22 protein-coding genes are annotated in these 24372 nt (G+C 72.0%); 4 read left to right on the top strand and 18 right to left on the bottom strand.

Annotated elements, in window-relative coordinates:
* Positions 1–694: 694 nt before the first annotated feature.
* Both CP970_RS35935 and CP970_RS35930 read right to left on the bottom strand, forming a co-directional pair.
* A complete protein-coding gene (locus CP970_RS35935; RefSeq protein WP_055556485.1) occupies positions 695–898 on the bottom strand; it encodes a hypothetical protein in 204 nt (67 codons plus the stop codon).
* Between the two features lie 200 nt (positions 899–1098).
* A complete protein-coding gene (locus CP970_RS35930; protein ID WP_055556483.1) occupies positions 1099–1365 on the bottom strand; it encodes a hypothetical protein in 267 nt (88 codons plus the stop codon).
* Positions 1366–1561: 196 nt separating this feature from the next.
* On the opposite strand from CP970_RS35930, the gene CP970_RS35925 reads away from it, so the two are divergent.
* Positions 1562–2878, top strand: coding sequence for a serine/threonine-protein kinase (locus CP970_RS35925; RefSeq protein WP_055556481.1), 1317 nt, complete (start codon positions 1562–1564; stop codon positions 2876–2878).
* Here CP970_RS35925 and CP970_RS35920 read toward each other — a convergent pair.
* From CP970_RS35920 to CP970_RS35875, 10 genes are all read right to left on the bottom strand, one after another.
* A complete protein-coding gene (locus CP970_RS35920; RefSeq protein ID WP_055556479.1) occupies positions 2869–3687 on the bottom strand; it encodes a TrmH family RNA methyltransferase in 819 nt (272 codons plus the stop codon). The genes CP970_RS35925 and CP970_RS35920 overlap by 10 nt on opposite strands.
* A gap of 111 nt (positions 3688–3798) precedes the next feature.
* On the bottom strand, positions 3799–5037 hold the full coding sequence (cobA, locus tag CP970_RS35915; protein ID WP_055556477.1) for a uroporphyrinogen-III C-methyltransferase: 1239 nt from the start codon (positions 5035–5037) through the stop codon (positions 3799–3801).
* Between the two features lie 183 nt (positions 5038–5220).
* Positions 5221–9414: a nicotinate-nucleotide--dimethylbenzimidazole phosphoribosyltransferase gene (gene cobT, locus CP970_RS35910; RefSeq protein ID WP_150494406.1), complete on the bottom strand. Its 4194-nt coding sequence runs from the start codon at positions 9412–9414 to the stop codon at positions 5221–5223.
* A 357-nt stretch (positions 9415–9771) separates the two neighbouring features.
* Positions 9772–10998, bottom strand: a complete 1227-nt coding sequence (cbiE, locus tag CP970_RS35905) for a precorrin-6y C5,15-methyltransferase (decarboxylating) subunit CbiE (protein WP_055548352.1) — start codon at positions 10996–10998, stop codon at positions 9772–9774.
* A 162-nt stretch (positions 10999–11160) separates the two neighbouring features.
* Complete coding sequence (locus CP970_RS35900) at positions 11161–11823, bottom strand: GNAT family N-acetyltransferase (protein WP_055548359.1); 663 nt, start codon at positions 11821–11823, stop codon at positions 11161–11163.
* Between the two features lie 167 nt (positions 11824–11990).
* The gene (locus CP970_RS35895; protein ID WP_055548349.1) at positions 11991–12821 is read right to left on the bottom strand and encodes a MetQ/NlpA family ABC transporter substrate-binding protein; all 831 of its coding nucleotides are present in this window, start codon (positions 12819–12821) and stop codon (positions 11991–11993) included.
* A 2-nt stretch (positions 12822–12823) separates the two neighbouring features.
* The gene (locus CP970_RS35890) at positions 12824–13663 is read right to left on the bottom strand and encodes a MetQ/NlpA family ABC transporter substrate-binding protein (protein WP_055548348.1); all 840 of its coding nucleotides are present in this window, start codon (positions 13661–13663) and stop codon (positions 12824–12826) included.
* Between the two features lie 83 nt (positions 13664–13746).
* Positions 13747–14493 carry a methionine ABC transporter permease gene (locus CP970_RS35885; protein WP_055548346.1) on the bottom strand — a complete coding sequence of 249 codons (747 nt, stop codon included), beginning with the start codon at positions 14491–14493 and terminating at the stop codon, positions 13747–13749.
* On the bottom strand, positions 14490–15542 hold the full coding sequence (locus CP970_RS35880; protein ID WP_055548345.1) for a methionine ABC transporter ATP-binding protein: 1053 nt from the start codon (positions 15540–15542) through the stop codon (positions 14490–14492). The genes CP970_RS35885 and CP970_RS35880 overlap by 4 nt, the downstream gene beginning before the upstream one ends.
* A gap of 411 nt (positions 15543–15953) precedes the next feature.
* On the bottom strand, positions 15954–16601 hold the full coding sequence (locus CP970_RS35875; RefSeq protein ID WP_055548344.1) for an HAD family hydrolase: 648 nt from the start codon (positions 16599–16601) through the stop codon (positions 15954–15956).
* Positions 16602–16672: 71 nt separating this feature from the next.
* Here CP970_RS35875 and CP970_RS35870 point away from each other — a divergent pair, with 71 nt between their 5' ends.
* Positions 16673–17032, top strand: a complete 360-nt coding sequence (locus tag CP970_RS35870) for a hypothetical protein (RefSeq protein ID WP_055548343.1) — start codon at positions 16673–16675, stop codon at positions 17030–17032.
* Between the two features lies 1 nt (position 17033).
* Positions 17034–17483: a hypothetical protein gene (locus CP970_RS35865; protein WP_224058905.1), complete on the top strand. Its 450-nt coding sequence runs from the start codon at positions 17034–17036 to the stop codon at positions 17481–17483.
* Between the two features lie 60 nt (positions 17484–17543).
* Here CP970_RS35865 and CP970_RS35860 read toward each other — a convergent pair whose 3' ends face one another.
* The 3 genes from CP970_RS35860 to CP970_RS35850 form a co-directional block, all read right to left on the bottom strand.
* Complete coding sequence (locus tag CP970_RS35860; protein WP_055548342.1) at positions 17544–18047, bottom strand: GNAT family N-acetyltransferase; 504 nt, start codon at positions 18045–18047, stop codon at positions 17544–17546.
* A gap of 37 nt (positions 18048–18084) precedes the next feature.
* On the bottom strand, positions 18085–18630 hold the full coding sequence (locus CP970_RS35855) for an RNA polymerase sigma factor (protein WP_055548341.1): 546 nt from the start codon (positions 18628–18630) through the stop codon (positions 18085–18087).
* A gap of 74 nt (positions 18631–18704) precedes the next feature.
* Positions 18705–19886: a glycerophosphodiester phosphodiesterase gene (locus CP970_RS35850; protein ID WP_055548339.1), complete on the bottom strand. Its 1182-nt coding sequence runs from the start codon at positions 19884–19886 to the stop codon at positions 18705–18707.
* Positions 19887–20251: 365 nt separating this feature from the next.
* Here CP970_RS35850 and CP970_RS35845 point away from each other — a divergent pair, with 365 nt between their 5' ends.
* Positions 20252–20941 carry a lysophospholipid acyltransferase family protein gene (locus CP970_RS35845; protein ID WP_079043563.1) on the top strand — a complete coding sequence of 230 codons (690 nt, stop codon included), beginning with the start codon at positions 20252–20254 and terminating at the stop codon, positions 20939–20941.
* Between the two features lie 226 nt (positions 20942–21167).
* Here the strand turns inward: CP970_RS35845 and CP970_RS35840 are convergent, their stop codons facing one another.
* The 3 genes from CP970_RS35840 to CP970_RS35830 all read right to left on the bottom strand — a co-directional run bounded on the left by CP970_RS35840 (position 21168) and on the right by CP970_RS35830 (position 24350).
* Positions 21168–22709 (bottom strand): MFS transporter, encoded by a 1542-nt coding sequence (locus CP970_RS35840; RefSeq protein WP_055548337.1) that lies wholly within the window; start codon positions 22707–22709, stop codon positions 21168–21170.
* The gene (locus CP970_RS35835; protein WP_055548336.1) at positions 22706–23257 is read right to left on the bottom strand and encodes a TetR/AcrR family transcriptional regulator; all 552 of its coding nucleotides are present in this window, start codon (positions 23255–23257) and stop codon (positions 22706–22708) included. The genes CP970_RS35840 and CP970_RS35835 overlap by 4 nt, the downstream gene beginning before the upstream one ends.
* 118 nt (positions 23258–23375) lie before the next feature.
* Positions 23376–24350: an aldo/keto reductase gene (locus CP970_RS35830; protein ID WP_055548335.1), complete on the bottom strand. Its 975-nt coding sequence runs from the start codon at positions 24348–24350 to the stop codon at positions 23376–23378.
* Positions 24351–24372 lie beyond the last annotated feature (22 nt).

The following is a 24372-nucleotide window of genomic DNA, read 5'->3' as shown; positions in this document are numbered from 1 at the left end:
GCTACTGGGCTTGCTTCCGTGCCCCGGTCTCCACTGTGCTCCGTTCGCACATACCCCCACGTCCCCTCGGGAGCGCGGGCGGCTGCGGGCCGGTGGGGGTGTCCCCACCCACACCCGCGCCGTGGCCTGCGCCCCCGTCCTCGCTCCTCGGCGACGGGGACTGTGCCCACCCTTCCCCAAGCTCTCGGCTTCGCTCGAGCAGGGGAGACCCCACTCGCCCAGCGGCACGATTGCCCACAGCGGGAGCGGCCCTGCCCACCGGGTCCGGCCCATCGGCGCGGTCGCCCACAGCGGTAGCCCACCGGCGCGCGGTCGCCCACAGAGGGAGGCGGGGGCGGGGGCGGCAGCGGCCCGCAGTCGCCATCCGGCCCGAGGGGACGTGGCGGTATGTTCGCCCGGAGCACTGGGGGCCTCGTTCCGAGGTGCCCGAAGTGTGGCGGTGCGCCTGGGACGGCGAGGACGGACATACCGCCGCGGCCCCGCCCCACAGCCGAAGCCGAGGCGGGTTGCTCCTACAGGGACGGTCCGTCGCGGAGATACAGGCGGGCAGGCACGGAGCCCGTGGGGAAAAGAAACAACCCGCGCAGCTCCCCAGCTGCGCGGGTTGTCGTGCCGTCCGCCGCACCCCCGTCCCCACGGGGTTTCATGGCCGGATGTCCCCGCCCGGACCGCTCTTCCGGGCCTGGGGCGCCGCTCAGCGCCCTAGCATCACGCCCACGGACGACGCTTGTGTGACCACTGCTTCCCAGCCGCCGAAGACGACTACGAGCAGGGCTGCCAGGGGAAGGACCATGGCCGTCGCCACCAAGGGGTGGCGCGTGCCGGACGGGCGGACGCCGAACGCCGAGAACCTGCGCCCTTGCGTGCGGAGCATCGTCCGCGGTGCCGTGTCCGCCATGGTTCCTCTCCTGACCGATCTCGATGTGAATTTGGCAGCGGCGAGTAACTGACCTCGGGGGACGAGTGCTGCCACCCGCCGCTTGACCTCAAATCTAGGTGCGCGGGGCTTCCCCCACGTCATGCCCTCGTACCGATTGCCGGGCCTCCCGGAGGATGACCGACCGGGGTGCGTGTACTCCCGTGGGTGGAGACGGAGTCCTAGGACTCAGGGTCTTCCCGCAGGGGTCGGGGCACTACTTCCGAGCTGTCCTCCCTCGGGACCGGCTGTTCGACCAGGGCCAGGACGCGGGTCGCCATGAAGCGCGCCGTACGCACCACGGAGCCGCTGCGGGTGACTTCGCTCACTTCCACCACTCCCCTGCGCACCGCCGTCTCCACCCGGCGGCCCGCCCGGCTCGCCACCACTTCGTACGTACGCGTCGTGTCCCCGGCGTCCACGACTATCTCCACGCGATCACCCTTCACGGGATCAATCCCCCTTCAGCGATGGATGGTTGGGGATCGGGGTGGTGCTGACGGCCCCTCGTCCCCCGTGTTCTGACCACTCTTCAAGTTTCCCATCCGGCACTGACAATCGATCGGGCCGCGAGGGCGCGGCCTCTGCACGTGCTCGCCCGCGGAAACGTAAGCTGTGGCTCGTCAGACGGACCGGGTAGCGGGGATGGACATGGCGATGATGCGGCTCCGGCGCGAGGACCCGCGTGTCGTCGGCTCGTTCAGGCTGCACAGGCGCCTGGGCGCCGGCGGCATGGGGGTTGTCTATCTGGGGTCGGACCGGCGGGGGCAGCGCGTCGCCCTGAAGGTGATCCGGCCCGATCTGGCGGAGGATCAGGAGTTCCGGTCGCGGTTCGCGCGGGAGGTCTCGGCCGCCCGCCGCATCAGGGGCGGCTGCACCGCGCGGCTCGTCGCCGCCGATCTCGACGCCGACCGGCCGTGGTTCGCCACCCAGTACGTTCCCGGGCCCTCGCTGCACGACAAGGTCGCCGCCGAGGGCCCGCTCTCGGCCGCCGACGTGGCCGTGGTGGGTTCCGCGCTCGCCGAGGGGCTCGTGGCCGTGCACGAGGCCGGTGTCGTCCACCGGGATCTGAAGCCGTCGAACATCCTGCTGTCCCCCAAGGGGCCGCGGATCATTGACTTCGGCATCGCCTGGGCCACGGGCGCCTCGACGCTCACCCACGTCGGTACCGCCGTCGGCTCGCCCGGATTCCTCGCGCCCGAACAGGTGCGCGGCGCCGCCGTCACGCCCGCCACCGACGTCTTCGCGCTGGGGGCCACCCTCGCGTACGCGGGCATGGCGGACTCGCCCTTCGGGCACGGCAGTTCCGAGGTCATGCTCTACCGCGTCGTACACGAGGAGGCGCAGCTGGGCGGGGTGCCGGACGCGCTCGCCCCGCTCATCAGGGCCTGTCTCGCCAAGGACCCAGAGGAGCGGCCCAGCACGCTCCAACTGTCGCTCAGGCTCAAGGAGATCGCCGCCCGCGAGGCCCAGGGGCTCGGCGACGTGCGGCCGCCCGCGCCGCGCCAGGACCACGACCGGCCGACGGGGCGGCTCGCCGAGGACTACGCGGAGCAGCGCACCCAGCGGCGTGCGGCGCCCGGCGCCACTCCCCCGCCGCGGACCGGCGGCTCGGCGCGGCCCCACACGTCGCGGCCGAGTGCGTCGCGGTCAGGATCGCGCCCCGGCGCGCCCAGGAACACCACGCGCTCCGGCAACAGGCAGCCGCCGCGCAGCGGCACCGGGCGGCAGGGGCCGCGCACCACGGGTACGGGGCGGCGGGGGCCCGCCAACCCCCGGCTGCTGCGCCAGCGGCTCTTCGTGTTCGTGGTCGTGACGCTGCTTGTGGCCCTCGGTATCGCCGCGGCGCAGGGGTGCCAGGGGCCCGCGCGCGGCCTCGGGGACACCGACGTACACCCGGGCCAGTCGCAGCAGTCGCACGGCCTGCGGGTCGATTCCGGGGACGGCGCCCCTCAGAGCTGAGGGCGGCCCGTCGCCACCGCGTAGAAGGCGACCGCGGCCGCCGCTCCCACGTTCAGCGAGTCCACGCCGTGCGCCATCGGGATGCGGACCCATTCGTCGGCCGCGACCAGGGCCTGGGTGGAGAGCCCGTCGCCCTCCGCGCCGAGCATCAGCGCCACGCGGTCCATCCGGTGCGGTGCCACCTCGTCCAGGGACTTGGCCTTCTCGTCCGGGGTGAGGGCGAGGAGGTTGAAGCCCGCCTCGCGGACGCCTTCGAGGCCCTTGGGCCAGGACTCCAGGCGGGCGTACGGGACGGAGAAGACGGCGCCCATCGAGACCTTGACCGAGCGGCGGTAGAGCGGGTCGGCGCAGTCCGGCGAGAGCAGGACCGCGTCCATGCCGAGGGCCGCGGCGGAGCGGAAGATCGCGCCGATGTTGGTGTGGTCGTTCACCGCCTCCATGACGACCACGCGGCGGGTGGTGGCGAGGAGTTCGTCGGCGGTGGGCAGCGGCTTGCGCTGCATGGAGGCGAGGGCGCCACGGTGCACGTGGTAGCCGGTGACGCGCTCGGCGAGGTCCGGGCTCACCGCGTACACGGGGGCCGGGAGTTCGTCGATGACGTCGCGCATGACGTCGACCCACTTGGCCGAGAGCAGCATCGAGCGCATCTCGTACCCGGCGTCCTTGGCCCGTCTGATGACCTTCTCGCCCTCCGCGATGAACAGTCCCTCGGCCGGTTCGCGCTTGCGGCGCAGTTCGACGTCGGTCAGTCCGGTGTAGTCGCGCAGGCGCGGGTCGTCGGGATCGTCGACGGTGATGAGATCAGCCACAGGGTGATACTGCCTTGTCCTGGGTGTGGTGCCAACGGCTGGGGGCGGGTCGCGTTACCGCTGGTTACGTTCGGGGGCTTCCGGGCCTGTCGGGCGACGGCGCGGGGCCGGTCAGGCGGCGGGCGCCGGGCCGACCTTCACGACCTCGCCGACGACGATGACCGCGGGGGGCTTCACCTCGTGGGTGCGCACGGCGTCGGCGACCGTGCCGAGCGTCGCGTCGACGCGGCGCTGGGCCGCCGTCGTGCCCTCCTGGATCAGGGCGAGCGGGGTATCGGCCGCCTTGCCGTGGGCGATCAGGGCCTCGGCGATCTTGCCGATCTTGTCGACGCCCATGAGGATCACGAGGGTGCCGCGCAGCTTGGCCAGGGACTGCCAGTCGACCAGGGAGCGCTCGTCGTCCGGGGCCACGTGGCCGCTGACCACCGTGAACTCGTGGGCGACGCCGCGGTGGGTGACGGGAATGCCGGCGGCCGAGGGAACCGAGATCGAGCTGGAGATGCCGGGTACGACGGTGCAGGTGATGCCCGCCTCCGCGAGTGCCTGGAGCTCCTCCATGCCGCGGCCGTAGACGTAGGGGTCGCCGCCCTTCAGGCGGACGACGGCCTTGCCCTGCTTGGCGTGCTCGATCAGGGCGTTGTTGATCGCCTCCTGGGCCATGTAGCGGCCGTACGGGATCTTCGCCGCGTCGATCACCTCGACGTGCGGCGGGAGCTCGTCGAGGAGGTCGCGGGGGCCGAGGCGGTCGGCGATGACGACGTCCGCCGCGGCGAGCAGGCGGCGCCCTCGGACCGTGATCAGGTCGGGGTCGCCGGGGCCGCCGCCGACGAGCGCGACGCCCGGAGTGCGCACGCGCAGGTGCGGGGCGACGAGGCTGCCGTCGCGCAGGCCCTCGACGACCGCGTCGCGGATCGCCGCGGTGCGGCGCGGGTCGCGGTCGTGCAGGTCGCTGCTGAGTACGGCGACGGTCACGCCCTCGGAGCGGCCCGTGGCCGGGGTCCACGCGGTGGCCGCCTCCGCGTCGTCCGAGCGCACGCACCAGACGCGGTGCGCCTCCGCCTCCGCCGACGCCTGGGTGTTCGCCTCGGCGTCGCTGGTGGCGATCAGGGCGTACCAGGCGTTGTGCAGGTCACCGCTCTCGTAGCGGCGGCGCTCCCAGGTGAGCTCGCCCGCGTCGGCCATCGCCTCCACTGAGGGCGTCGCCGACGGGGATACGAGGAGGACGTCGGCGCCCGCGTTGAGCAGGGCGGGGAGGCGGCGCTGGGCGACCTGGCCGCCGCCGAGGACGACGACGCGGCGGCCGGTGAGGCGGAGGCCTACGGGGTAGGCGGGGTTTTCGGCCGTGGACATGGCTGGGGGCTCCTCGTGCGGGGCGTTCGGTGCGGCTGCCGCTGCGACGGTGGGGCGGCTCTTTGACGTGCGGGTTTCAGTATGGCGGCAGTCTCACGTCGCGGTCATGGTGCCCGACGACGGAGCGTTGTGCCCATCCGTGCCGCCCGTCATGGACGGGCGGCACGGATGGGGACCGCGAAACTACTTCTCCGTGACGCCCGCCGAGTCGAACGTCGCCACCTCGTGCATCGCACGGGCCGCGCTCTGGACCACCGGGAGGGCGAGCAGGGCGCCGGTGCCCTCGCCGAGACGGAGGTCGAGGTCGACCAGGGGGCGCAGGCCCAGCTTGTTCAGGGCCGCCACGTGGCCCGGCTCCGCGCTGCGGTGGCCCGCGATGCAGGCCGCGAGGACCTCGGGGGCGATGGCGCGGGCCACCAGGGCCGCGGCGCCCGCGCTGACGCCGTCCAGGATGACCGGGGTGCGCAGCGAAGCGCCGCCGAGCAGCAGGCCGACCATCGCCGCGTGCTCCAGGCCGCCGATCGCCGAGAGAACGCCGATCGGGTCCGCGGGGTCGGGCTTGTGGAGGTCCAGGGCGCGGCGGACCACCTCGACCTTGCGGGTGTGCATCTCGTCGTTGATGCCGGTGCCGCGGCCGGTGACCTCGGACGGGTCGGTGTCCGTGTAGACCGAGATGAGGGCCGCGGACGCCGTGGTGTTGGCGATGCCCATCTCGCCGGTGAGCAGCGCCTTGTTGCCCGCCGCCACCAGGTCGCGGGCGGTCTCGATGCCGACCTCGATGGCCGCCTTGACCTCTTCGCGGGTCAGCGCGGGTCCGGTCGTCATGTCGGCCGTGCCCGCGCGCACCTTGCGGGGCAACAGGCCCGGCGTGGCCGGGAGTTCACTGGCCACGCCCACGTCGATGACGCAGACCTCGGCGCCCACCTGGTTGGCGAAGGCGTTGCAGACCGCGCCGCCGCCGAGGAAGTTGGCGACCATCTGCGCGGTCACCTCCTGCGGCCAGGCGGTGACGCCCTGGGCGTGCACGCCGTGGTCGCCCGCGAAGATCGCGACGGCCGCGGGCTCCGGGATGGGCGGCGGGCACATCCGGGACAGGCCTGAGAGCTGGGCGGAGATGATCTCCAGCATGCCGAGCGCGCCCGGCGGCTTCGTCATCCGCTTCTGGCGCTCCCACGCCTCGCCGAGCGCCTTGGCGTCCAGCGGGCGGATGTTGGAGACGGTCTCGGCGAGCAGGTCGTGCGGGTCCTCGCCGGGCAGCGCGCGGCGGCCGTACGTCTCCTCGTGGACGACCCAGGAGAGCGGGCGGCGCTTGGACCAGCCCGCCTGCATCAGCTCGGGCTCGTCCGGGAACTCGTCGACATATCCGACGCAGAGGTAGGCGACGACCTCCAGGTGCTCGGGCAGGCCGAGGGCGCGGACCATCTCGCGCTCGTCGAAGAAGCTGACCCAGCCGACGCCGAGGCCCTCGGCGCGGGCGGCGAGCCAGAGGTTCTCGACGGCGAGCGCCGAGGAGTACGGGGCCATCTGCGGCTGGGTGTGCCGACCGAGGGTGTGGCGGCCGCCGCGGGTGGGGTCGGCGGTGACGACGATGTTCACCGGGGTGTCGAGGATCGCCTCGATCTTCAGTTCCTTGAACTGCTTCGCGCGGCCCTTGGGGAGCGACTTGGCGTACGCGTCGCGCTGGCGCATGGCCAGTTCGTGCATCGTGCGCCGGGTCTCCGCGGACTTGATGACGACGAAGTCCCAGGGCTGGGAGTGGCCGACCGACGGGGCGGTGTGCGCCGCCTCCAGGACGCGGAGCAGCACCTCGTGCGGGATGGCGTCGCTGCGGAAGCCGTTGCGGATGTCGCGGCGCTCGCGCATGACGCGCAGGACGGCCTCGCGCTCGGCGTCCTCGTAGGCCGGGGCGGGGGCGCCCACGGCGACGGGGGGCTCGGCGGCGGCCGGGTCGCCGGATTCGTCGACGGGTTCCTCGGCAGGCTGTTCGGCGACGGGCTGCTCATCGGCACCGAAGGTCTCAGGGACCTCGGGGGCCTCAGGGACCTCGAACACCTCGGCCGCGTCCGGGGTTCCTGCGGGCACGGGAGCCTCGGGGGCCGCGGGGGCATCGGCGATCTCGGTCGCCTCCTGCGCCGCGAGGGCCTCGGGTCCTTCCGGGGCTGCCGGTGCCGCGAAGGCTTCGGGCCCCTCGGGTGCTTCGGGGGCACCGAGCATCTCGGGTACTGCGGGCGCTTCCGGTACTGCGGGCGCTACGGGTGCTGCGGGCGCTACGGCCATCTCAGGTGCTTCGGCCACTTCCGTCACTTCGTTCGCATCGATCGGCTCGAACGAGATGACTTCGTCGGCCTCGTCCAACTCCTCGGCCAGGTCGGCCGTCTCGGGCGCCGCGGGGAACTCCGCCGGGGCGACCGGCGTGACCGGCGCCGCCTCGACGGTTCCCACGGCTTCGCCCGTGGTCTCGCTCTCCGGGGCCACGCTCCGCGGCGCGGCGGCCGCGTCGGGGCCCTCGGCGGTGGGTGCCGCCGCGGCATCGCCGCCTTCGCGCGGCGCGGGCACGGCTGCGGGGGCCTCTTCCGGCTCTCCCGACTCTTCCCGCTGTTCCGGCTGTCCCTGCTGCCCCGGCTGTTCCACCGGCGGTACGGCGATGGGGGTGGCGACCGCTTCGGCGGGTGCGCCCTGAACCGGGGCCTGCTCGGCGTCCACGGCGACTGCTTCGGCCTCGGCCGGCGGGTCCTCCTGGGGGACGAAGAGGGGGTGCGGCGGCGTCGGCGCCAGGTGCGGCGTCGTCGGGACCATGCCGTCCACCGGCACGAACTGGCCGATGGGCGTGGGTGCTTGGTGCGCACCGTGTGCCCCGTGCTGGCCGGGGAGCGACGTGGGCATGGGTGCCGCGACGTCCTGGGGGTCGGGAACGTGCGGGCCCTGGGCGGCGTGCCGGGCCTCCGCGGGGTGGCCGCCGTCGGCCGCGCGCATGCGCTGGGCGCCGACCGCGCCGATCCCGACGGGCACGCCCTGCGCGGCGTCGGGGGCGAAGACGGGCTGCTGACCCGACTCGTCGGCGTGCGGCATGCGCGCGCCGTCCCACGGCTGCGCGGACGCGACGGCGAACGGCGCCTGCGCGACGGCGGCGGCAGGCACGGCCTGGGCGAAGGCGGGCTGCTCGGCGTGGGCGCCGGGGGCGGCCTGCGCGTGGGCGGCGGCCCGTGCCATGGCGTCCGCCTGCGCGGCGGAGACGGCCTGGGCCTCGGCCATGGCCCTGGCCTCTTCGTCGGCGATGTCCGCGGCCTCCGCGGCATCGGCTGCCTGCGGGAAGGCGGCGTGCTCGGGCATGCCGGGGAGTACGGCGCCGGGAGCCGGGGTGCCGTGGGCGGGAGTGGACGGAGTGGTCTGGGAGACCGGAGAGACCGGCGCGGCCGGAATGCCCTGCGCGACATCCGCGCCCTGTGCGGCGTACTGCTCCTGCCCGTTCAGCACCTGCTCGGGCAGCGCTTGCTCGGACAGCCCCTGCTCAGGCGCCGCCACGGGCCGCTCGAAGGCGGACACCTCCGGTGCCTCTGTGGTCTGCGGTGCGGATGTGTCATCCGAGACCTCCGAGATCCCCGAGACCTCCGAGATCCCCGGGACCCCCGAGGCCCCCGAGGCCCCCGTGTCACCTGGGACGACCGTTTCTGCTGGTGCGGCGTATGCCCCCTGCGGCCCGGACGGCTGCGCCGTCCACGGCGTAGCCCCCTGCGAGGGCATCCCCGCCTCATCGCGCGGGATGTCGAGGTACTCGGGTCCCGTGGTCGGCGGACCGGCGTGACGTACGGGCACGGCGTGCTGCGGCGGCGTCGCCCCGGCGGGGCCGCGGTCGGCGAGCGAGCGCACGGGGCTGCCCGCGCCGTCGGGCACGGCGGGACCGGAGGGGCCGCGGTGCAGCGGGCGGCGGGCGGGGCCCGAGTGGGGCGAGGCGGGCGGGGAGCCGGGCATGCGGATGCCGTTCAGGTCGAAGGAGCCGCTGTCCCGGCCCGCGGTCTCGTGCGGACCGGGCTGGTGCACGGCCCCCGGACGGGCGTGCCCCGGAACCTGCACGTGGCCGGAGGCCTGGGCCTGCCCCGGGGCCTGCGCGTGGCCGGGAGCCTGGGCGTAGCCCTGGGCCTGCGCGTGACCGGGGGCCTGGGCGTGGCCCGGCGCCGGGGTGTGGCCCTGCTGCTGCGCCGACTGTGCCTCGCTCCACGCGCCCTGGGCGCCCGGCATCAGCAGCAGGTCGTCGTCATCGGCGGGGCTGTCGGAGGGGTCGAGGAAGGTGTACGCACCCGGCGCGGGGACGCCCGGCTGTTCCACCATGCCTGCGTTCTCCGGCAGCCCCTCGGCCGGGACCTGGCCGGTGTCGGTCATGCGTAACCCCTCGCCCATCGGTTAGTGCGTCTTCGACCGCCCCTCAGCCTTCGGCCGGGGAGGCCCCATTGCCCGGAGCGGCGCACCAACCGCCCGTCATCCTCAACGAGCGTGCGCGCCGCGCGGCACGAACCGCTTACCGGACAACAGGCATTGTCCCGGTCGGCCCGCCGCCGCGGCAGCTTGATCGGCCACGGCCCACTGTGGACTGCGCCACGTTGCGCGTCCTCCGGTCCTGCCGTACCACACACACCCCTCAAAACGGGCGAGCTTTCCGGACATTGGCCAACGAACTGCTGGACACCCGGGTGCGGTACAACGATCGGCCAGCCTACCCCGCGCCGTACGCCGACCGGGTCACGGGGAACGGTCCTGCAGCCGCCCGGAGAGCAGGAATACCACCGTCCGCTTCTCCTCGCGCCAGGCGCGTGTGTCGAGCTCCACGGACTGCAGGAGGGCACATTCGACGGCGTATCCGTGCTCGGTCAGATCCCTGCCGATGAGCTCGGCGGCGTGGCGTGTCGCGGCGTGCGTCACGATGCGCTCGGGGCGCCGGTCGGCGACCGCGGAGACCACCGCGACTCCCCCGCCGCCGACCCGTACGACGTCGGGTTCGGGCAGGTCCTCCAGGACGTGCGGGGCGACGCCGTGCACGGTCTGCGCCTGGACCCCGAAGCGGCGCACCGCCGCCGTGGTGCGGCCCAGGGCGTCGGGGTCGCGGTCGACGGCGATCACCGCGGCGCCGAACCTGGCCGCCTCCGCGGTGAAGGCGCCGCTGCCGCAGCCGATGTCCCAGACCAGGTCGCCCACGCGCGGGCCGAGGCGGGCGAGTTGGGCGGAGCGCAGCCGGTCGGTCTCGCCCTCGCCGAGCCAGATGTCGCCGCCGTACTCCGCGGCGGGCAGCGCCCAGCCGCGCGGCCCGGTGCCCGGCTCGCGTCCGGTGATCCAGCCGGTGTCCCGGGAGGCCGCGGCGCCGGGTCCCGAACCGCCGATGACGATGACGACGTTCGGGTCGCGCCAGGCGTGGTCGGCGGCCTTGTCGGAGGTGACCACGGAGACCTGCTCGCGGTCGGTGCCGAGCTCCTCGCAGATCACGAAGGTGCGGTGGACGCCGTCGAGCAGCAGTCCGAGCTCGGCGGGGCCCGCGCCCGGCGAGGTGAGGACGGCGACCTTGGGGTGGGCGCGGCAGACGTTCACGGCGCGGCGCAGGGTGCGGCGGTGGGCGACCACGACCTCGGCGTCGTCCCAGGGCATCCCGGCGCGGGCGAAGGCCTGGGCGACGGAGGAGACGGCGGGCACCACTTCGACCTCGAGGCCGAATTCGGGAGCGCGCAGGGTGCGTACGACGCCGAAGAAGCCGGGGTCGCCGTCGGCGAGGACCACGGCGGTGCCGCGGTGGGCGGCGATGCGGCGGGCGGCGAGCGAGACGCTGCCGAGGCGGATCCGTTCGGCGCGGGCGGGGACCTCACCCAGGGCCAGGTGGTGGGCGGCGCCCGCCACGAGCGTGGCCGCGCCGAGCGCGGAGCGGGCGGCGGCGGTCAGTGGCGTGCCGTCCCAGCCGATCACCGTGACCCGGTCGGCCATCGTCGTCTGTCTCCTGTTGGTCTCGCGGGGCGTCCGTGCGGGGCGGCGGTGGCAGGGGTGACCGCGCACGCGGCCAGGGGCGAGCGTACCTGGTGGCGCCCCGGCGGCGCCCCGGTGCTGCGGGGCGGGGGCCCCGACGGACCCGGCCCGGGCGGGCCCGGCTCAGTTCCAGTCGGAGTAGGCGGAGAAGCCGCTGTCGGCGAGGCTCTCGGAGACGCCTTCGATGTCCTCGGGGAGCAGGCTCCACACGATGAGGTCGGTGCGCGTGTCGAGCCAGCCGCCGAACGGGTCGCCGCCGTTTCTCGTACGCGCTATCCAGGCGCCGCGCAGGACGCCCTCGCTGATGCAGCCGATCTTCTGCGCGACCTGCTGGGCCGCGGTGTTGTCGGCGGCGGTGCGCAGCTCTATGCGTTCGAACTTCTGGTCGTGGAAGAGCCATTGGGCGGTGGCGAGCGCGGCCTCTGACGCGTAGCCCTCGCCGCGGGCCCAGGGCGCGACGACGTAGCTCAGCTCGCTGGAACGCACCCGCCAGTCGGTGGCGCGCAGTTGGATGATGCCGACAAGGCGCTGGGTGAGGAACTCGGTGACGGCGAGGACGATGCCGCGGCCCTCGGCGCGCTCGGCGGGGGCGAGGCGGGTGATCCAGGTGCGGGCGTCGGTTTCGGTGTAGGGCTCGGGCACGGAGGTCCAGGCCGTGACGAGTTCGTCGTTCATCATCTCCGTGTACGCGGAGACGTCCGCCTCTTCGAGGGGGCGCAGCACCAACCTCTCCGTGCTGATGGAGATGTCAGGAAACTCCGGGGACCCTGAGGAGGCCGTAGTCATGCGCCGCTCCATAACCTTCATAGAAACCTGAAGAGCCTTCACCTTCAGGCCTTCTGAAGTGACCAGCATGCAACATGTGCGGGCGCGGACGCACCACGGGGTCCTCTCCCGTCTCAGGAGAGGACCCCGTCGGTGTCTTGTTATGTGTCCCGCGCGCGGGAGGCCGTTCAGCCCGCCGCGACGGGCAGCACGGACCCCTTGTACGTGTCCTCGATGAACTTCTTCACCTCGGGCGACGTCAGCAGTTTCGCCAGCTTCTTGATCCGCGGGTCGTCCTCGTCGCCCTTCTTGGCGGCGAGGATGTTGTTGTAGGGATTGCCCTTCGCGGACTCCAGGAGGATCGCGTCCTTCTTGGGGCTGAGTCCGGCGTCGAGCGCGTAGTTGTTGTTGATGACCGCCGCGTCGAGGTCGTCGAGCGAGCGCGGCAGCTGTGCCGGGTCGATCGGCTTGACCGTGAGCTTCTTCGGGTTGGACGTGATGTCCTCGGGCGTCGCGGTGCCGCCGACGCCCTTCTTGAGCCCGATGACGCCCTTGGCGGCGAGCAGTTGGAGTGCCCGGCCCTCGTTGGTCGTGTCGCTGGGAACGCCCACGGTCGCGCCCGCCGGGAGGTCGGCGACGTCCTTGGTCTTCTTCGCGTACACGCCCATCGGCGGCAGGTACACCTCGGTGACCGGCACCAGGTCCGTCTTCTTGGACTTGTTGAAGTCCGTCAGGTACGGGGTGTGCTGGTAGAGGTTGGCGTCCAGGGAGCCTTCCTGGAGCGCGGTGTTCGGCGTGACGTAGTCCGTGAACTCCGTGATCTGGAGGTCGAGGCCCGCCTTCTTCGCGAGGTTCTTCTGGACGTACGCGAGGACTTCACCGGCCGGGGTCGGGGTGGCTCCGACGACGAGCTTGTCGCCGGAACCTCCCGAGCCGCTGTCGGAGCCCGCGCCGCAGGCGGTGAGGCCGAGCGCGAGGGCCAGGGTCCCCGCGGCAGCCGCTATGACGGACGTACGCATGATCAGAACGCGGCGACGACGGCGCCGTCGTACTTGTCGTCGATGAACTTCTTGACCTCGGGCGAGGTGAGGAGCTTGGCGAGCTTCTTCACGCGCGGGTCGTTCTCGTCGCCCTTCTTGACGGCGAGGAAGTTGCCGTAGGGGTTGCCCTTGGCCTTCTCGGCGACGAGGGCGTCCTTGGCGGGGCTGAGGGCGGGCTTGGCCTCGAGCGCGTAGTTGCCGTTGATCACCGCGGCGTCGACGTCACCCAGGCTGCGCGGCAGCGTGGGGGCCTCGAGCTCCTTGAACGTGAGGTTCTTGGGGTTCTTGGCGATGTCCTTGGGGGTGGCCTCGTAGCCGACGCCCTTCTTGAGCTCGATGAGGCCGTTGTCCGCGAGGAGCTTGAGCGCGCGGGCCTCGTTCGTGGTGTCGTTCGGGACGGCGACGGTGGCGCCGTCCTTCAGGTCACCGAGCTTCTTGAGGCTCTTGGAGTAGACGCCGAGCGGCTCCAGGTGAACCGTGGCCCCGGGGACGGGCACGATGTCCGTGCCGTTCTTCTTGTTGAAGTCGTCCAGGTACGGCTTGTGCTGGAAGTAGTTCGCGAAGACCTCGCCCTGCTGAACAGCGGTGTTCGGCGTGACGTAGTCGGTGAACTCCTTGACCTCGAGGTCGAGTCCGGCCTTCTTGGCGAGGTTCTTCTGGACGTAGTCCAGGATCTCGCCCTGCGGCATCGGGGTGGCGGCGACGATGAGCTTGCCGTCCTTGTCGCCTGCGGAGTCCTTGTCGGAGCCGCAGGCGGAGAGCCCGAGGGTGAGGGCGCCGGTGGCGAGGACAGCGGTGGTGATCTTGGCGGTGTTACGCACGAAAAGTGCCTTTCTCCATGGGTGGTGCAGCCCCGCTCAGATACACGGGGAAGTCTGCGGGTGGGGCCCTGGGCGGGCCCCGGTCAGCCGGTCTTGCTGGTCGTCTCGGCGGCGACGGTGCCGGGCAGCACGCCGCGCAGCGGCCGGAAAAGCAGCAGCGGGCCGGAGCCGCCGCCGCGCTTGTGCAGCCTGCGGGCGGCGTAGTCGCCCACGAACTGGATGATCGAGATGACCACGGCGAGGATCGCCACGGTGATCCACATCAGCTCGGTCTCGAAGCGCTGGTAGCCGTAGCGCAGCGCGAGGTCGCCGAGGCCGCCGCCGCCGACGGTGCCCGCCATCGCGGAGTAGCCGATGAGGGCGACGATCGTGGTGGTGGCGCCGGAGATCAGCGAGGGCAGCGACTCGGGGACGAGGACCTTGCGTACGACGGTCCAGGTGGAGCCGCCCATGGACTGCACGGCCTCGACGAGTCCGCCGTCGACCTCGCGGACCGAGGTCTCCACCAGGCGCGCGAAGAACGGGATGGCGCCGATGGCGAGCGGCACGAGGGCGGCCTCGCGGCCGATCGTGGTGCCGACGATCCAGCGCGTGAAGCCCATCAGGGCGACCATCAAGATGATGAAGGGCATCGAGCGCGCGATGTTCACGATCTGCCCGAGCACCTTGTTGAGCAGGGTGTTCTGCAGGAGTCCGCCGCGCTCGGTGAGGATGAGCAGGATGCCGATGGGCAGTCCGGCGACGATGGCTATCAGCGTCGCCCAGCCCACCATGTAGAGGGTGTCCCAACACGCCTGCTCCAGCAGGGGCTGCATCTCCGACCAGGTCACTTGGCACCTTCCTTGACCAGCGTGGCGTCCTGCGGGGCAGGCACGTCATGTCCCGCGATGTCGACCTGAAGGCCCTGCTCCCGCAGGAAGCCGATCGGGACGACGTTCTCCTCGAAGCGGCCGGGCAGTTCGATGCGCATGCGGCCGACCTGCTTGCCCGCGACGGTGTCCATCGCGGCGCCGAGGATCGAGATGTCGATGTTGTAGGTGCGCGACAGCTGGGAGATGACCGGCTGGGTGGCGGCCTCGCCGTGGAAGGTCACGTCGACGACGGTGCGGTCGGCGCCCGTGGCCTCGCCGCTGACGGGGAAGAGCGCGGCGGCGAGCTCGGATCCCGGCGTCGCGAGCAGCTCGCTGACGGTGCCGGACTCGATGATCCGCCCGCGCTCCATGAGGGCGGCGGAGTCGCAGACGCTCTTGACGACGTCCATCTCGTGCGTGATCAGCAGGACGGTCAGGCCGAGCTGCTGGTTGAGGTCGCGCAGGAGCTGGAGGATGGAGCGGGTGGTCTCGGGGTCGAGCGCGCTGGTCGCCTCGTCCGAGAGCAGCACCTTCGGGTCACCGGCCAGGGCGCGGGCGATGCCGACGCGCTGCTTCTGGCCGCCGGAGAGCTGACTCGGGTAGCTCTTGGCCTTGTCGGAGAGGCCGACCAGGTCGAGGAGTTCGAGGGCCTTGCGGGAGCGCTCCTGGCCGGAGAGGCCGAGGATCTCCAGGGGCAGCTCGATGTTGCCCTGCACGGTCCGCGAGGACAGCAGGTTGAAGTGCTGGAAGACCATGCCGATGCGGTTGCGGGCCTGCCGCAGTTCCCTGCCCGCGCGCGGGCCGCGTCCGGCCAGGGCGGTGAGGTCCTGGCCCGCGACGGTCACGGTGCCGGAGGTGGGGCGCTCAAGGAGGTTGACGCAGCGGATCAGGGAGGATTTGCCGGCGCCGGACTGGCCGATGACGCCGTACACCTCGCCCTCGCGGACGTGCAGGTCGACTCCGTCGAGGGCGGTTACTTCACGACCGCGTGAGCGGTAGACCTTGGTGAGGCCGGAAGTGGTGATCACAGGGGTTTCCGTCACTGTCGAGTGCGCGGCGGGATGAAGCCGGGCACGGGGCATTCGTTCGGAACGCGGCACGGTTCTCGCGGTGGTGGGGCGGTGGAACCGGAGGACGTGTGCGCGGGGCGGGCTCGCTTCCTGCGTCGACTTGTCGACTTCGTCGAGTACGTCGGTCAGGAGCGCGGCGCGGCGGCTTCGCTTCGGGGCGCGAGGCTCGGGGGTGGTGCGGGGGCCCTCAGAAGGCGCACATTCGACACATACAACGAGCACCGGGCGTCATCATCGCCTCGGTCGCAAGGGTGCGGCTGCTCGTCGTGGTCATGGGCCCAAGTAAAACACGCGTGAGGTGGCTGTCCACCATCGCTGTCCGTATAGCGGACAGCGGTGGGACAGTCACGGCGGTACGGAGCCGCTGGCTCACTCGGCGCAGGTGATCTCCACGCCACCCGCTGTGGCCTGCGCGGACACGGCGGAGAGGTCCGTGACGACGACGTCGGCGGAGAGCTCGGCGGCGGTGTGGGTTGTGGTCAACGCCACGGTCTTCATGCCCGCGGCCCGGCCCGCCTGGAGACCCGCGGGGGCGTCCTCGAAGACCACGCAGCGGGCCGGGTCCACACCCAGCTTGGCGGCCGCGAGCAGGAAGGGCTCCGGGTCGGGCTTGCCGCGCGTGATGTCGTCGGCGGCGATGACGAGGCCGGGCCTGACGCCGACCTCGGCGAGGCGGGCCTCGGCGAGCACCCGGGTCGCCGAGGTGACGACGGCCCAGCGGTCCACGGGCAGGGATTCGAGGAGCTCCCGGGTGCCGGGCAGCAGCACGACACCGCCCGCGACGTCGGAGACTTCGAGCTCCTCGATGCGGGCGACGGCCTCGACGATCTTCTCCGGGGGCAGCAGGTCGGCGGCGATCTCGGCGGCGGGTCGGCCGTGCAGTTCGACCCGCCCGAAGTCCTCCGCGGTGATCCCGTACTCCCCCGCCCAGCGCGTCCAGCAGCGGTACACCGACTCCATCGAGGAGATGAGGGTGCCGTCGTTGTCGAACAGGAGCGCGTCAGCCTGGATCTTCATGGCTCCCGACCCTACGTGGCACCCCTGGGCCGCGCGCATCGGGTCAAAGGACCCGTAATAAAGTCACGGGCATGCTTGATGCCCTGACGATCGCGACCTCGGTGGCCGCGCTCGCCCTCGCCGCCTGGTGCGGTTTCGCCGCCTACCGCGACCAGCCGACCAAGGACTGGCACTTCATCGGCATGGGTGTGGTGACCTTCCTCGCCCTGGTCCAGCTGATCGTCGGCATCGTCCAGCTCGCGCGCGGCGAGGAGGCCGAGCAGGGCACGACGATCTTCGTGGCGTATCTGCTCGGTTCCTTCGCGTGCGTGCCCGCGGCGGGCTTCATGTCCCTCGCGGAGCGCAGCCGTTGGGGTTCCCTGACGGTCGCGGCGGGCGGCGTGGTCCTCGCCGTGCTCGAAGTGCGGCTCTACGACATCTGGGGAGGCTGAGGTGACGGTGACCGAGCCCGACAAGAACACAGGCGCGGACGCGGCTCCCGCCCGGCAGAAGCTGATCTCGGGCCCCGGCATCCTGCTGGTGTGGCTGTACGGCGTGATGGTCGTCGGCGCGGTGTCGCGCTCCGCGGTGCAGATCTCCACGGACTTCCACAAGGCCCCGCTCGCGTACTCGCTGTCGGCGCTCGCCGGCCTCGTCTACGGCTTCATCACGTACTCACTGGTGCGCGGCGGGGACACGGCCCGCAGGGCGGCGCTGGTGTGCTGCGCCGCCGAGCTGGTCGGCGTGCTGGCCGTGGGCGCGTGGACCCTCGCGGAGCCCTCCGCGTTCCCCGATGCCACGGTGTGGTCGGACTTCGGGATGGGGTACCTCTTCATCCCGGTGATCTTGCCGGTGACGGCCATCTTCTGGCTCAGCAAGGCGCGTCGGGCTTCCGCCGGTTGAGCAGTTCGCCGCGGGCCGCATGTGGCTGGTCGCGCAGTTCCCCGCGCCCCTTACGGGGCCCTACGCACTCGTGACGTATGCGCTTGCCGGCACGTCCTTGGACAAGGTGACCTGCGTGAGCCGCTCGTTCACGCGCTGGCTGCCCACAGGGGCGTACCCGTGCTTGCGGTACAGCTGGAGATTCTGCTCGCTGCGGTGACCGGTGAAGAGCTGGAAGCACTTCGCCGTGCCGCCCGCGCCGAGCCGCTCCTCCACCGCCTCCAGGAGCCGCCCGCCCAGGCCGTGCCGCTGCATCCTGGGGTGGACGATGAGCTTGCCGATCCGCGCCGTGCCGTCGGCGTCGACCGTGCCGCGCACGGAGGCCACCACCTCGTCGCCGAGCCTGGCCACCAGGACCGTGCCCGTGGTCAGTTCGGCCTTGATGGAGTCGAGGCCCTGGGTCAGCGGCTCGATCGAGTAGTCGCCGTAGAGCTCGGCCTCGCTCTGGTAGCAGAGGTACTGCAGTTTGAGGATCTGCTCGGCGTCCGCTTCGGTCGCCGCCGAGATGGTCACGCTCATGCCCATGTGTGCATGCCTCCCGCTCACCTGCTCCACCGGTTGTCTATCGCTCCTTTCCCCAGGGTTCAGGAGCCGCAACCTCCGCCGCGAGCATTCTGCGCAGGCATCCCAGACATCGGGAACGTTCCGGCCCCAGGCTGCCCTGTGACATTCCCAACTCCCCCGCGATCTCCCGGTAGGTGAGGTCCTCGGGGGACAGCAGCGCGGCCATGATGCGGGGGCAGCGGCCCGGCAGTCTGCGCACCGCGGCGTGCAGGGTGCGGTGCCGGTCCGCGGTCAGGGCGCGCTGCTCGGGGCCGCGCTCGCCGTCGTCGGCGGGGTCGACGGGCTCGGCGGGCCCGGCCTCGTACGCCACTTCGCGCTGTGTCGTACGCCGGTTGCGGCGGGCCTCGGCCTGGACCGCGCCGCGCACCCACAGCGCGGGGTCGGCGGGCGGGCCCTCGGACTCCAGGCGCTCCAACAGCAGCAGCCAGACGTCCTGTTCGAGGTCACCGGGGTCGGTGCCCGAGCCGAGCGCCTCCGCGGACGCCTCGGCGGCGAGCAGCGGGCGCAGGGCGGGGATGAGCGTGGGGGCGAGGTCGTAGGTCACGCAGGGCGGGACGCGGCCGCTCCGGGAAGAGGTTTCCGGAGCGGCCGTCTCTCACCCCAACCGGGCTTCGGCGATCAGCCGTTGACGAAGTCCTCGCGGGCGAGGAGCGCGGTGTCGCAGTTGTCCGAGAACAGCCCGTCGATGCCCGTCTCGAAGTAGGCCTTGAAGGCGCCGAAGGCGTCGCCGTAGGCGTTCGGGTCGGTGCCCTTCCTGAAGTTGGTCGGCAGGAAGGTGTTCTCGTTGCGCATCGTGTACGGGTGCAGGATCAGGCCCGCCGCGTGCGCGTCCTTGACCAGGGTGGACGGGGTGCCGAGGCTGCCGTCCGGCTTCTTGGGGATGACCAGGTCGAGGGTGGGGCCGATGCCCTGCGCGAAACCGGCCATCCACTTCAGCCCTTCGGGCTTGATGAGGTCGGCGACGGTGCGCGGGTCGCCCGCCTCGACGAAGTCCCAGGGCCGGGAGTTCGCGGTGGACAGGAGCACCACGCGCGGCGCGGAGACCAGCTTGGCCAGGCGCTGGATGCTGCTGGGCTCGAAGGACTGCAGGAAGTTCGCCGAGTTCTTCTTGTGCCGTCCGTAGCGGCGAAGGAGCTTGGCGAGCGGCTCCTCCAGGCCGAGGCCCAGCTTGCGGAAGTACGTGGGGTGCTTGGTCTCGATGTGCAGCCAGATGGGCCTGCCGCGCTTGCGGCCCTGCTTGTCGGCCCACTTGAGGACCTCTTCGAGGGTGGGCACGTCCCAGCGGCCGTCGTAGAGGGTGTTGTGCTGGCGGGTGCCAGGGATGCGCTCCTTGGCACGCAGCGTCTTCAGCTCGGCGAGCGTGAAGTCCTCGGTGAACCAGCCGGTGAGCGAGGCGCCGTCCACCGACTTGGTGGTCTTGCGGGACGCGAACTCGGGGTGCGCCGAGACGTCCGTCGTCGCGGTGATGTCGTTCTCGTGACGGCATACGAGATGGCCGTCCTTGGTGGGTACGACGTCCTGCTCGATGACGTGCGCGCCCATGTCGAGGGCGAGCTGGTACGAGCCGAGCGTGTGCTCGGGCCGGTAGCCGCTGGTCCCCCGGTGCGCGACGATCGTGGGCACCGGCAGGTCCTTGTAGCCGCCGTGCCCGCCGTGTCCGCCGCCGTGCCGCTCATCGGCTCTCGCCACGCCGGGCAGCCCGACCACGGCCGTGCCCGCGCCGAGGATCGCCGCCCCCAGTACCGCTCGCCGCCCCCGGCTCGTCCCCGGCTGCTGCTGACCCGACTCCTGCGTCGCCATTGGCGCTCCTCCCGATGTACTGCCGCCTTGCACCTGACAAAGCGGGACGATCGTAGGTGGCCGCGAGTGACGTGTGGGAGTCCCTGGACGAAACGACGGGATGACGGCACATGGCGAGTGGGCGCACCATGGAGTTGGCGGCCCGTGCCGTACGGCCGCTACGCACAGAGAAGTGCGCGCGTGACAAGGACCACTACTTCGGGCCACACCCGTCCCCCGGGGATACCGTCGTCACAGAGGCGACGCCCCAGGGCAATACCGTGCAAACTCAGGTCAACACTGCGTATCGAGTGCATGAACCCGATGTGCAATCAACGGGGGCCCGCGAGTATCGTCCTCACCTGCATTTACTCGTCGTCGACCCGTTGACACCGGAGGGCCCGTTGTCCCGTCTAGCGCTCATCAAGGCAGTGCTCGGACCGATCTTGCGCCTGATGTTCCGCCCACGGGTAGAAGGCGCCGAGAACATTCCGGGGACAGGCCCGGTGATCCTGGCCGGAAACCACCTGACGTTCATCGACTCGATGATCATGCCGCTGGTGGCCAACCGACCGGTGTTCTTCATCGGCAAGGACGAGTACGTCACGGGCAAGGGGCTCAAGGGCCGCCTCATGGCGTGGTTCTTCACCGGCGTCGGCATGATCCCGGTGGACCGGGACGGCGGGCGCGGCGGTGTCGCCGCGCTGATGACAGGTCGGCGCATTCTCGACGACGGCAAGGTCTTCGGCATCTACCCGGAGGGCACCCGCTCCCCCGACGGGCGTCTGTACCGCGGCCGTACGGGCATCGCGCGGCTGACCCTGATGACGAACGCGCCCGTCGTCCCCTTCGCGATGATCGGCACGGACAAGCTCCAGCCCGGCGGCAAGGGGCTGCCGCGTCCCGGCAAGGTGACGGTGCGGTTCGGCGAGGCGATGGAGTTCTCCCGGTACGACGGGATGGACCGCGACCGGTACGTGCTGCGGGCCGTGACGGACTCCGTGATGACGGAGGTCATGCGGCTGTCCGGCCAGGAGTACGTGGACATGTATGCGACTAAGGCGAAGGCGGCCTAAGCCTCGGTTCTGGTGCGCCCGCGCCGGTGCTGGTGGGGACACCCCCCGGCACCGGGGCGGGCGTTCTTCGTTTCGCTTGCTCGGCACCGTGGGCTGTGCCCACCCGTTCCGCCGTGCGGAACGCCTGCCCACAGCGGGGCAGCGGGACGGGCCCCGTAAGGGGCGCGGGGAACTGCGCGCTCAGCCCCCTGCGGCCCGCAGACGAAGCAACCTGCACCCCGGAGGGCTAGTGCTGGACGCCGTCCTCCAGCTTCTGGCCCTTCAAGAGGAACCACGCCGCGACGGCCGTAGCGAACAAGACCGCCGAGCCGACCCCCGCAGCAACCTGGAACCCATCCGTGAACGCCCCGCGCGCAGCGGCAAGCATCGCGTCCGCCTGTCCGGGAGGCAACGTCCCCGCCGCCTCCACCGCGCCGCCGAGCGAATCGTGCGCCGCGGCGGCCACGTCGGCGGGGACGCCCTCCGGGGTGGTGAAGTCCCGGTAGATGCCGGTGACCACCGTGCCGAGCAGGGCGATGCCGAGGGCCGCGCCCAGTTCGTACGCCGTCTCCGAGACCGCGGACGCCGCGCCCGCCTGCTCCTTGGGGACGCTGGAGAGGATCACGTCGGCGGTGACGGTGAAGGCGAGGCCCGCGCCGAGGCCGCCAAGGAACAGCGCGCAGCCCAGGGCCACCACCCCGGTGTCCGCGCCGATCGCCATGCACGCGGCGAGCGCGAGGCCGACCGCGGCGAGGCCGCCGGAGACCGCGCTGCGCACGGATGCCTTGCGGGCCACGATCCCGGCCGTGAGGCCCGCGCCCACCGCGCCGACGGCGGCGGGCAGTTCGATCAGACCTGCCTCCAACGGTGAACGCACCTGGACCAGTTGCAGGAACTGGGAGAGGAAGAAGACGAGTCCGGACAGGCCGAGGATGGTCAGCAGATCGGCGAGTACGGCTCCGGAGAAGCCCTTGTGGTGGAAGAGCCGCATGTCCAGGAGCGGCGACTTCAGGGTCAACTGGCGTCGTACGAACCAGAACAGGGCCCCGATGCCGAGGGCGCCCGCCGCCGCGATGTCCCAGCGGAAGCCGTGCACCGCCGCTTCCTTCACGGCGTAGACGACCGCGACCATGCCGACGAGCGAGAGGCCGACGCTGATCAGGTCCCAGGGGCCCGGGTTCGGGTCGCGCGACTCGGGCAGCAGCTTGATGCCGACGAGGACGAGCACCGCCATCACGGGCAGGTTGATCAGGAAGACCGAGCCCCACCAGAAGTGTTCGAGCAGGAAGCCGCCGACCACCGGGCCGACCGCCGCGCCCGCGGAGGCCGCGGCGCCCCAGATGCCGACGGCGACGCTGCGCTCCTTGGGGTCGTGGAAGATGTTCCGGATCAGGGCGAGCGTGGACGGCATCAGCGTCGCGCCCGCGACGCCGAGCAGCGCCCGCGCCAGGATCATCATCTCCGGGCTGGTGGCGTACGCGTTCAGGACGGAGACGGCGCCGAACGCGACGGCTCCGGTGAGCAGCAGCTTCTTGCGGCCGATGCGGTCGCCGAGGCTGCCCATCGACACCAGGAGGCCCGCGATGACGAAGGAGTAGACGTCACCGATCCAGAGCAGCTGGGTGCCGGACGGCTTGAGGTCCTCGCTGAGGAAGGGCGTCGCGAGGCCGAGTACGGTCGCGTCCACGGCGACCAGGAGCACGGCGAGGACGAGTACGGCGAGGGCGAGCCAGCGCCCGGGACCGCGCTCGACATCCGCCTCTGCGGTCCGCTGTTGGGTGCTGGTCATGCTTCCACTCTCCGCTGTGCGCCGCCGATCAGCAGCTCGGCGATCATGTACGAGAAGTCCTTGGCCGCCACGCGGCCGTCGAGGACGGCCCAGGCGCCCGAGCCGATGAGCCCGTAGAGCGCCTCGGTGAGCCAGACGGGGGTCAGGTCGATGCGGAACTCGCCGTTCTCCTGGCCGCGCCGGAAGAGCGCGCTGATGTGGGAGTCCAGGCGGGCCCAGCCCTCGTTCTGGACGTCGCCCTCGAACAGCTGGTTCTCGGTGACGAGGAAGGCGAGCAGGCCCGCGGCGGGCTCGACCTCCTTCACCAGGCGGCGCAGGGCGTCCTGGGCGCTGTCCTCGCCGAGCCTGGCCCGTTCGAGTGCGGCTTCGCACTCCTGGAGTCCGAGCTCTTCGAGGGCCAGGACGAGTGCGTCGCGGCCCGCGAAGTGGCGGTGCAGGGTGGCCCTGCTGATGCCCGCGGCGCGCGCCACCTCGTCCATGGTGGAGGTGGCTTTTCGGGTGAGCAGGGCCGCGGCGCTGCGCAGGACCTGGTCGCGATCGACTGACATGAGACAACCATAAGCCACCTGAGACAAGGGCGTCTCATAGATTATGCGCCGGTCGACGCGTCCGGTGCCTCAGCGCCGGTCGACGCCCTGTGCCTCAGCCCGGTCGACGCGCCGCCCCTCAGTGCCAGGGCAGTCGGCCGCGCCGCTCCCAGTACGCGACGGGCTCCTCCACGAGCCCCGCGAGGCGTGCCAGCTGCTCGTCGTCCAGGTCGACCGCCGCGGCGTGCAGGTTCGACACGAGCTGGACCGAGGTGGCCGCGCCGGACAGCACGACGCCCGTCCACGGCTGTCGCAGCACCGCGGCGAGCGCCACCGCGTCGCAGCCGAGCCCGGTCTCCTCGGCGACCTCGCGCAGCGCGGCGGGCGCGTGCGCGGCGGCGAGCCTGCCGTTGGCCATGCCCTCCTTGACCAGCACGGTGAGGCCCGCGTCGTGCGCCTGGGCGAGCGCGGGGCCCGCCGAGGTGTCGAAGAGGTTGTACGTGGCCTGAACCGTGCGGAAGAGCGGCTCCCCGTCGACGGTCACTTCGAGCGCGGCACGGATCGCGGCCGCCTGCTCGGGGCCGCTCACGGAGAGACCGACCGTCACGCCTTCGGCAGTCAACTCGCCGAGCCTGGCGTGGAGTTCCTTGTCCGTGAGCGCCGGACTCTCGGGCGTCACGGAGTGGATCTGGTAGAGGTCGAGCCGGTCGCCGAGCTGCTCGGCGGTCTCGGCGCGCTGGCGGTCGTACGCGGCCGCGCTGTGGTCCTTGACCTCGTGCGGGCCCTCGGCGTCGGTGCGCCAGGCCGCGGTGTACGTATAGCCCCACTTGCTGCCGACGACCACGTCGCGAATGTCGGGCCTGGCGTGCAGCCAGTCGGCGAGGAACTCCTCGGAACGGCCGTAGGAACGCGCCACGTCGAGGTAGCGGACCCCCGAGGCGTAGGCGGCGTCGAGGAGTTCGAAGGTGCGCTCGCGCAGCGCCTCGACGCTGCGCGACGGCGGCAGGTCGGCCTCGCGGTCGAGCGTGATGTAGCCGGGCCTGCCGACGGCGGCGAGACCGAGCCCTATGTGCGCGGTCGGGGTGGTGGCTGCGGCCAGCCGGGCGAAGGGCATCGCGGGCTCCGTTCGGTCGGTT

The organism is Streptomyces kanamyceticus (assembly GCF_008704495.1).
GTDB classification, from domain to species: domain Bacteria; phylum Actinomycetota; class Actinomycetes; order Streptomycetales; family Streptomycetaceae; genus Streptomyces; species Streptomyces kanamyceticus.
The sequence above is the reverse complement of the archived record's forward strand: the minus strand, read 5'-3'. Positions and strand labels throughout refer to the sequence as shown.

Bases quoted from the DNA above. Each gene is read 5' to 3' on its own strand.
- CP970_RS35935 (WP_055556485.1), bottom strand. From the start codon at position 898: ATGGCGGACACGGCACCGCGGACGATGCTCCGCACGCAAGGGCGCAGG.
- CP970_RS35925 (WP_055556481.1), top strand. From the start codon at position 1,562: ATGGACATGGCGATGATGCGGCTCCGGCGCGAGGACCCGCGTGTCGTC.
- cobA (WP_055556477.1), bottom strand. From the start codon at position 5,037: ATGTCCACGGCCGAAAACCCCGCCTACCCCGTAGGCCTCCGCCTCACC.
- cobT (WP_150494406.1), bottom strand. From the start codon at position 9,414: ATGACCGACACCGGCCAGGTCCCGGCCGAGGGGCTGCCGGAGAACGCA.
- cbiE (WP_055548352.1), bottom strand. From the start codon at position 10,998: ATGGCCGACCGGGTCACGGTGATCGGCTGGGACGGCACGCCACTGACC.
- CP970_RS35900 (WP_055548359.1), bottom strand. From the start codon at position 11,823: ATGACTACGGCCTCCTCAGGGTCCCCGGAGTTTCCTGACATCTCCATC.
- CP970_RS35895 (WP_055548349.1), bottom strand. From the start codon at position 12,821: ATGCGTACGTCCGTCATAGCGGCTGCCGCGGGGACCCTGGCCCTCGCG.
- CP970_RS35875 (WP_055548344.1), bottom strand. From the start codon at position 16,601: ATGAAGATCCAGGCTGACGCGCTCCTGTTCGACAACGACGGCACCCTC.
- CP970_RS35870 (WP_055548343.1), top strand. From the start codon at position 16,673: ATGCTTGATGCCCTGACGATCGCGACCTCGGTGGCCGCGCTCGCCCTC.
- CP970_RS35860 (WP_055548342.1), bottom strand. From the start codon at position 18,047: ATGGGCATGAGCGTGACCATCTCGGCGGCGACCGAAGCGGACGCCGAG.
- CP970_RS35850 (WP_055548339.1), bottom strand. From the start codon at position 19,886: ATGGCGACGCAGGAGTCGGGTCAGCAGCAGCCGGGGACGAGCCGGGGG.
- CP970_RS35840 (WP_055548337.1), bottom strand. From the start codon at position 22,709: ATGACCAGCACCCAACAGCGGACCGCAGAGGCGGATGTCGAGCGCGGT.
- CP970_RS35835 (WP_055548336.1), bottom strand. From the start codon at position 23,257: ATGTCAGTCGATCGCGACCAGGTCCTGCGCAGCGCCGCGGCCCTGCTC.
- CP970_RS35830 (WP_055548335.1), bottom strand. From the start codon at position 24,350: ATGCCCTTCGCCCGGCTGGCCGCAGCCACCACCCCGACCGCGCACATA.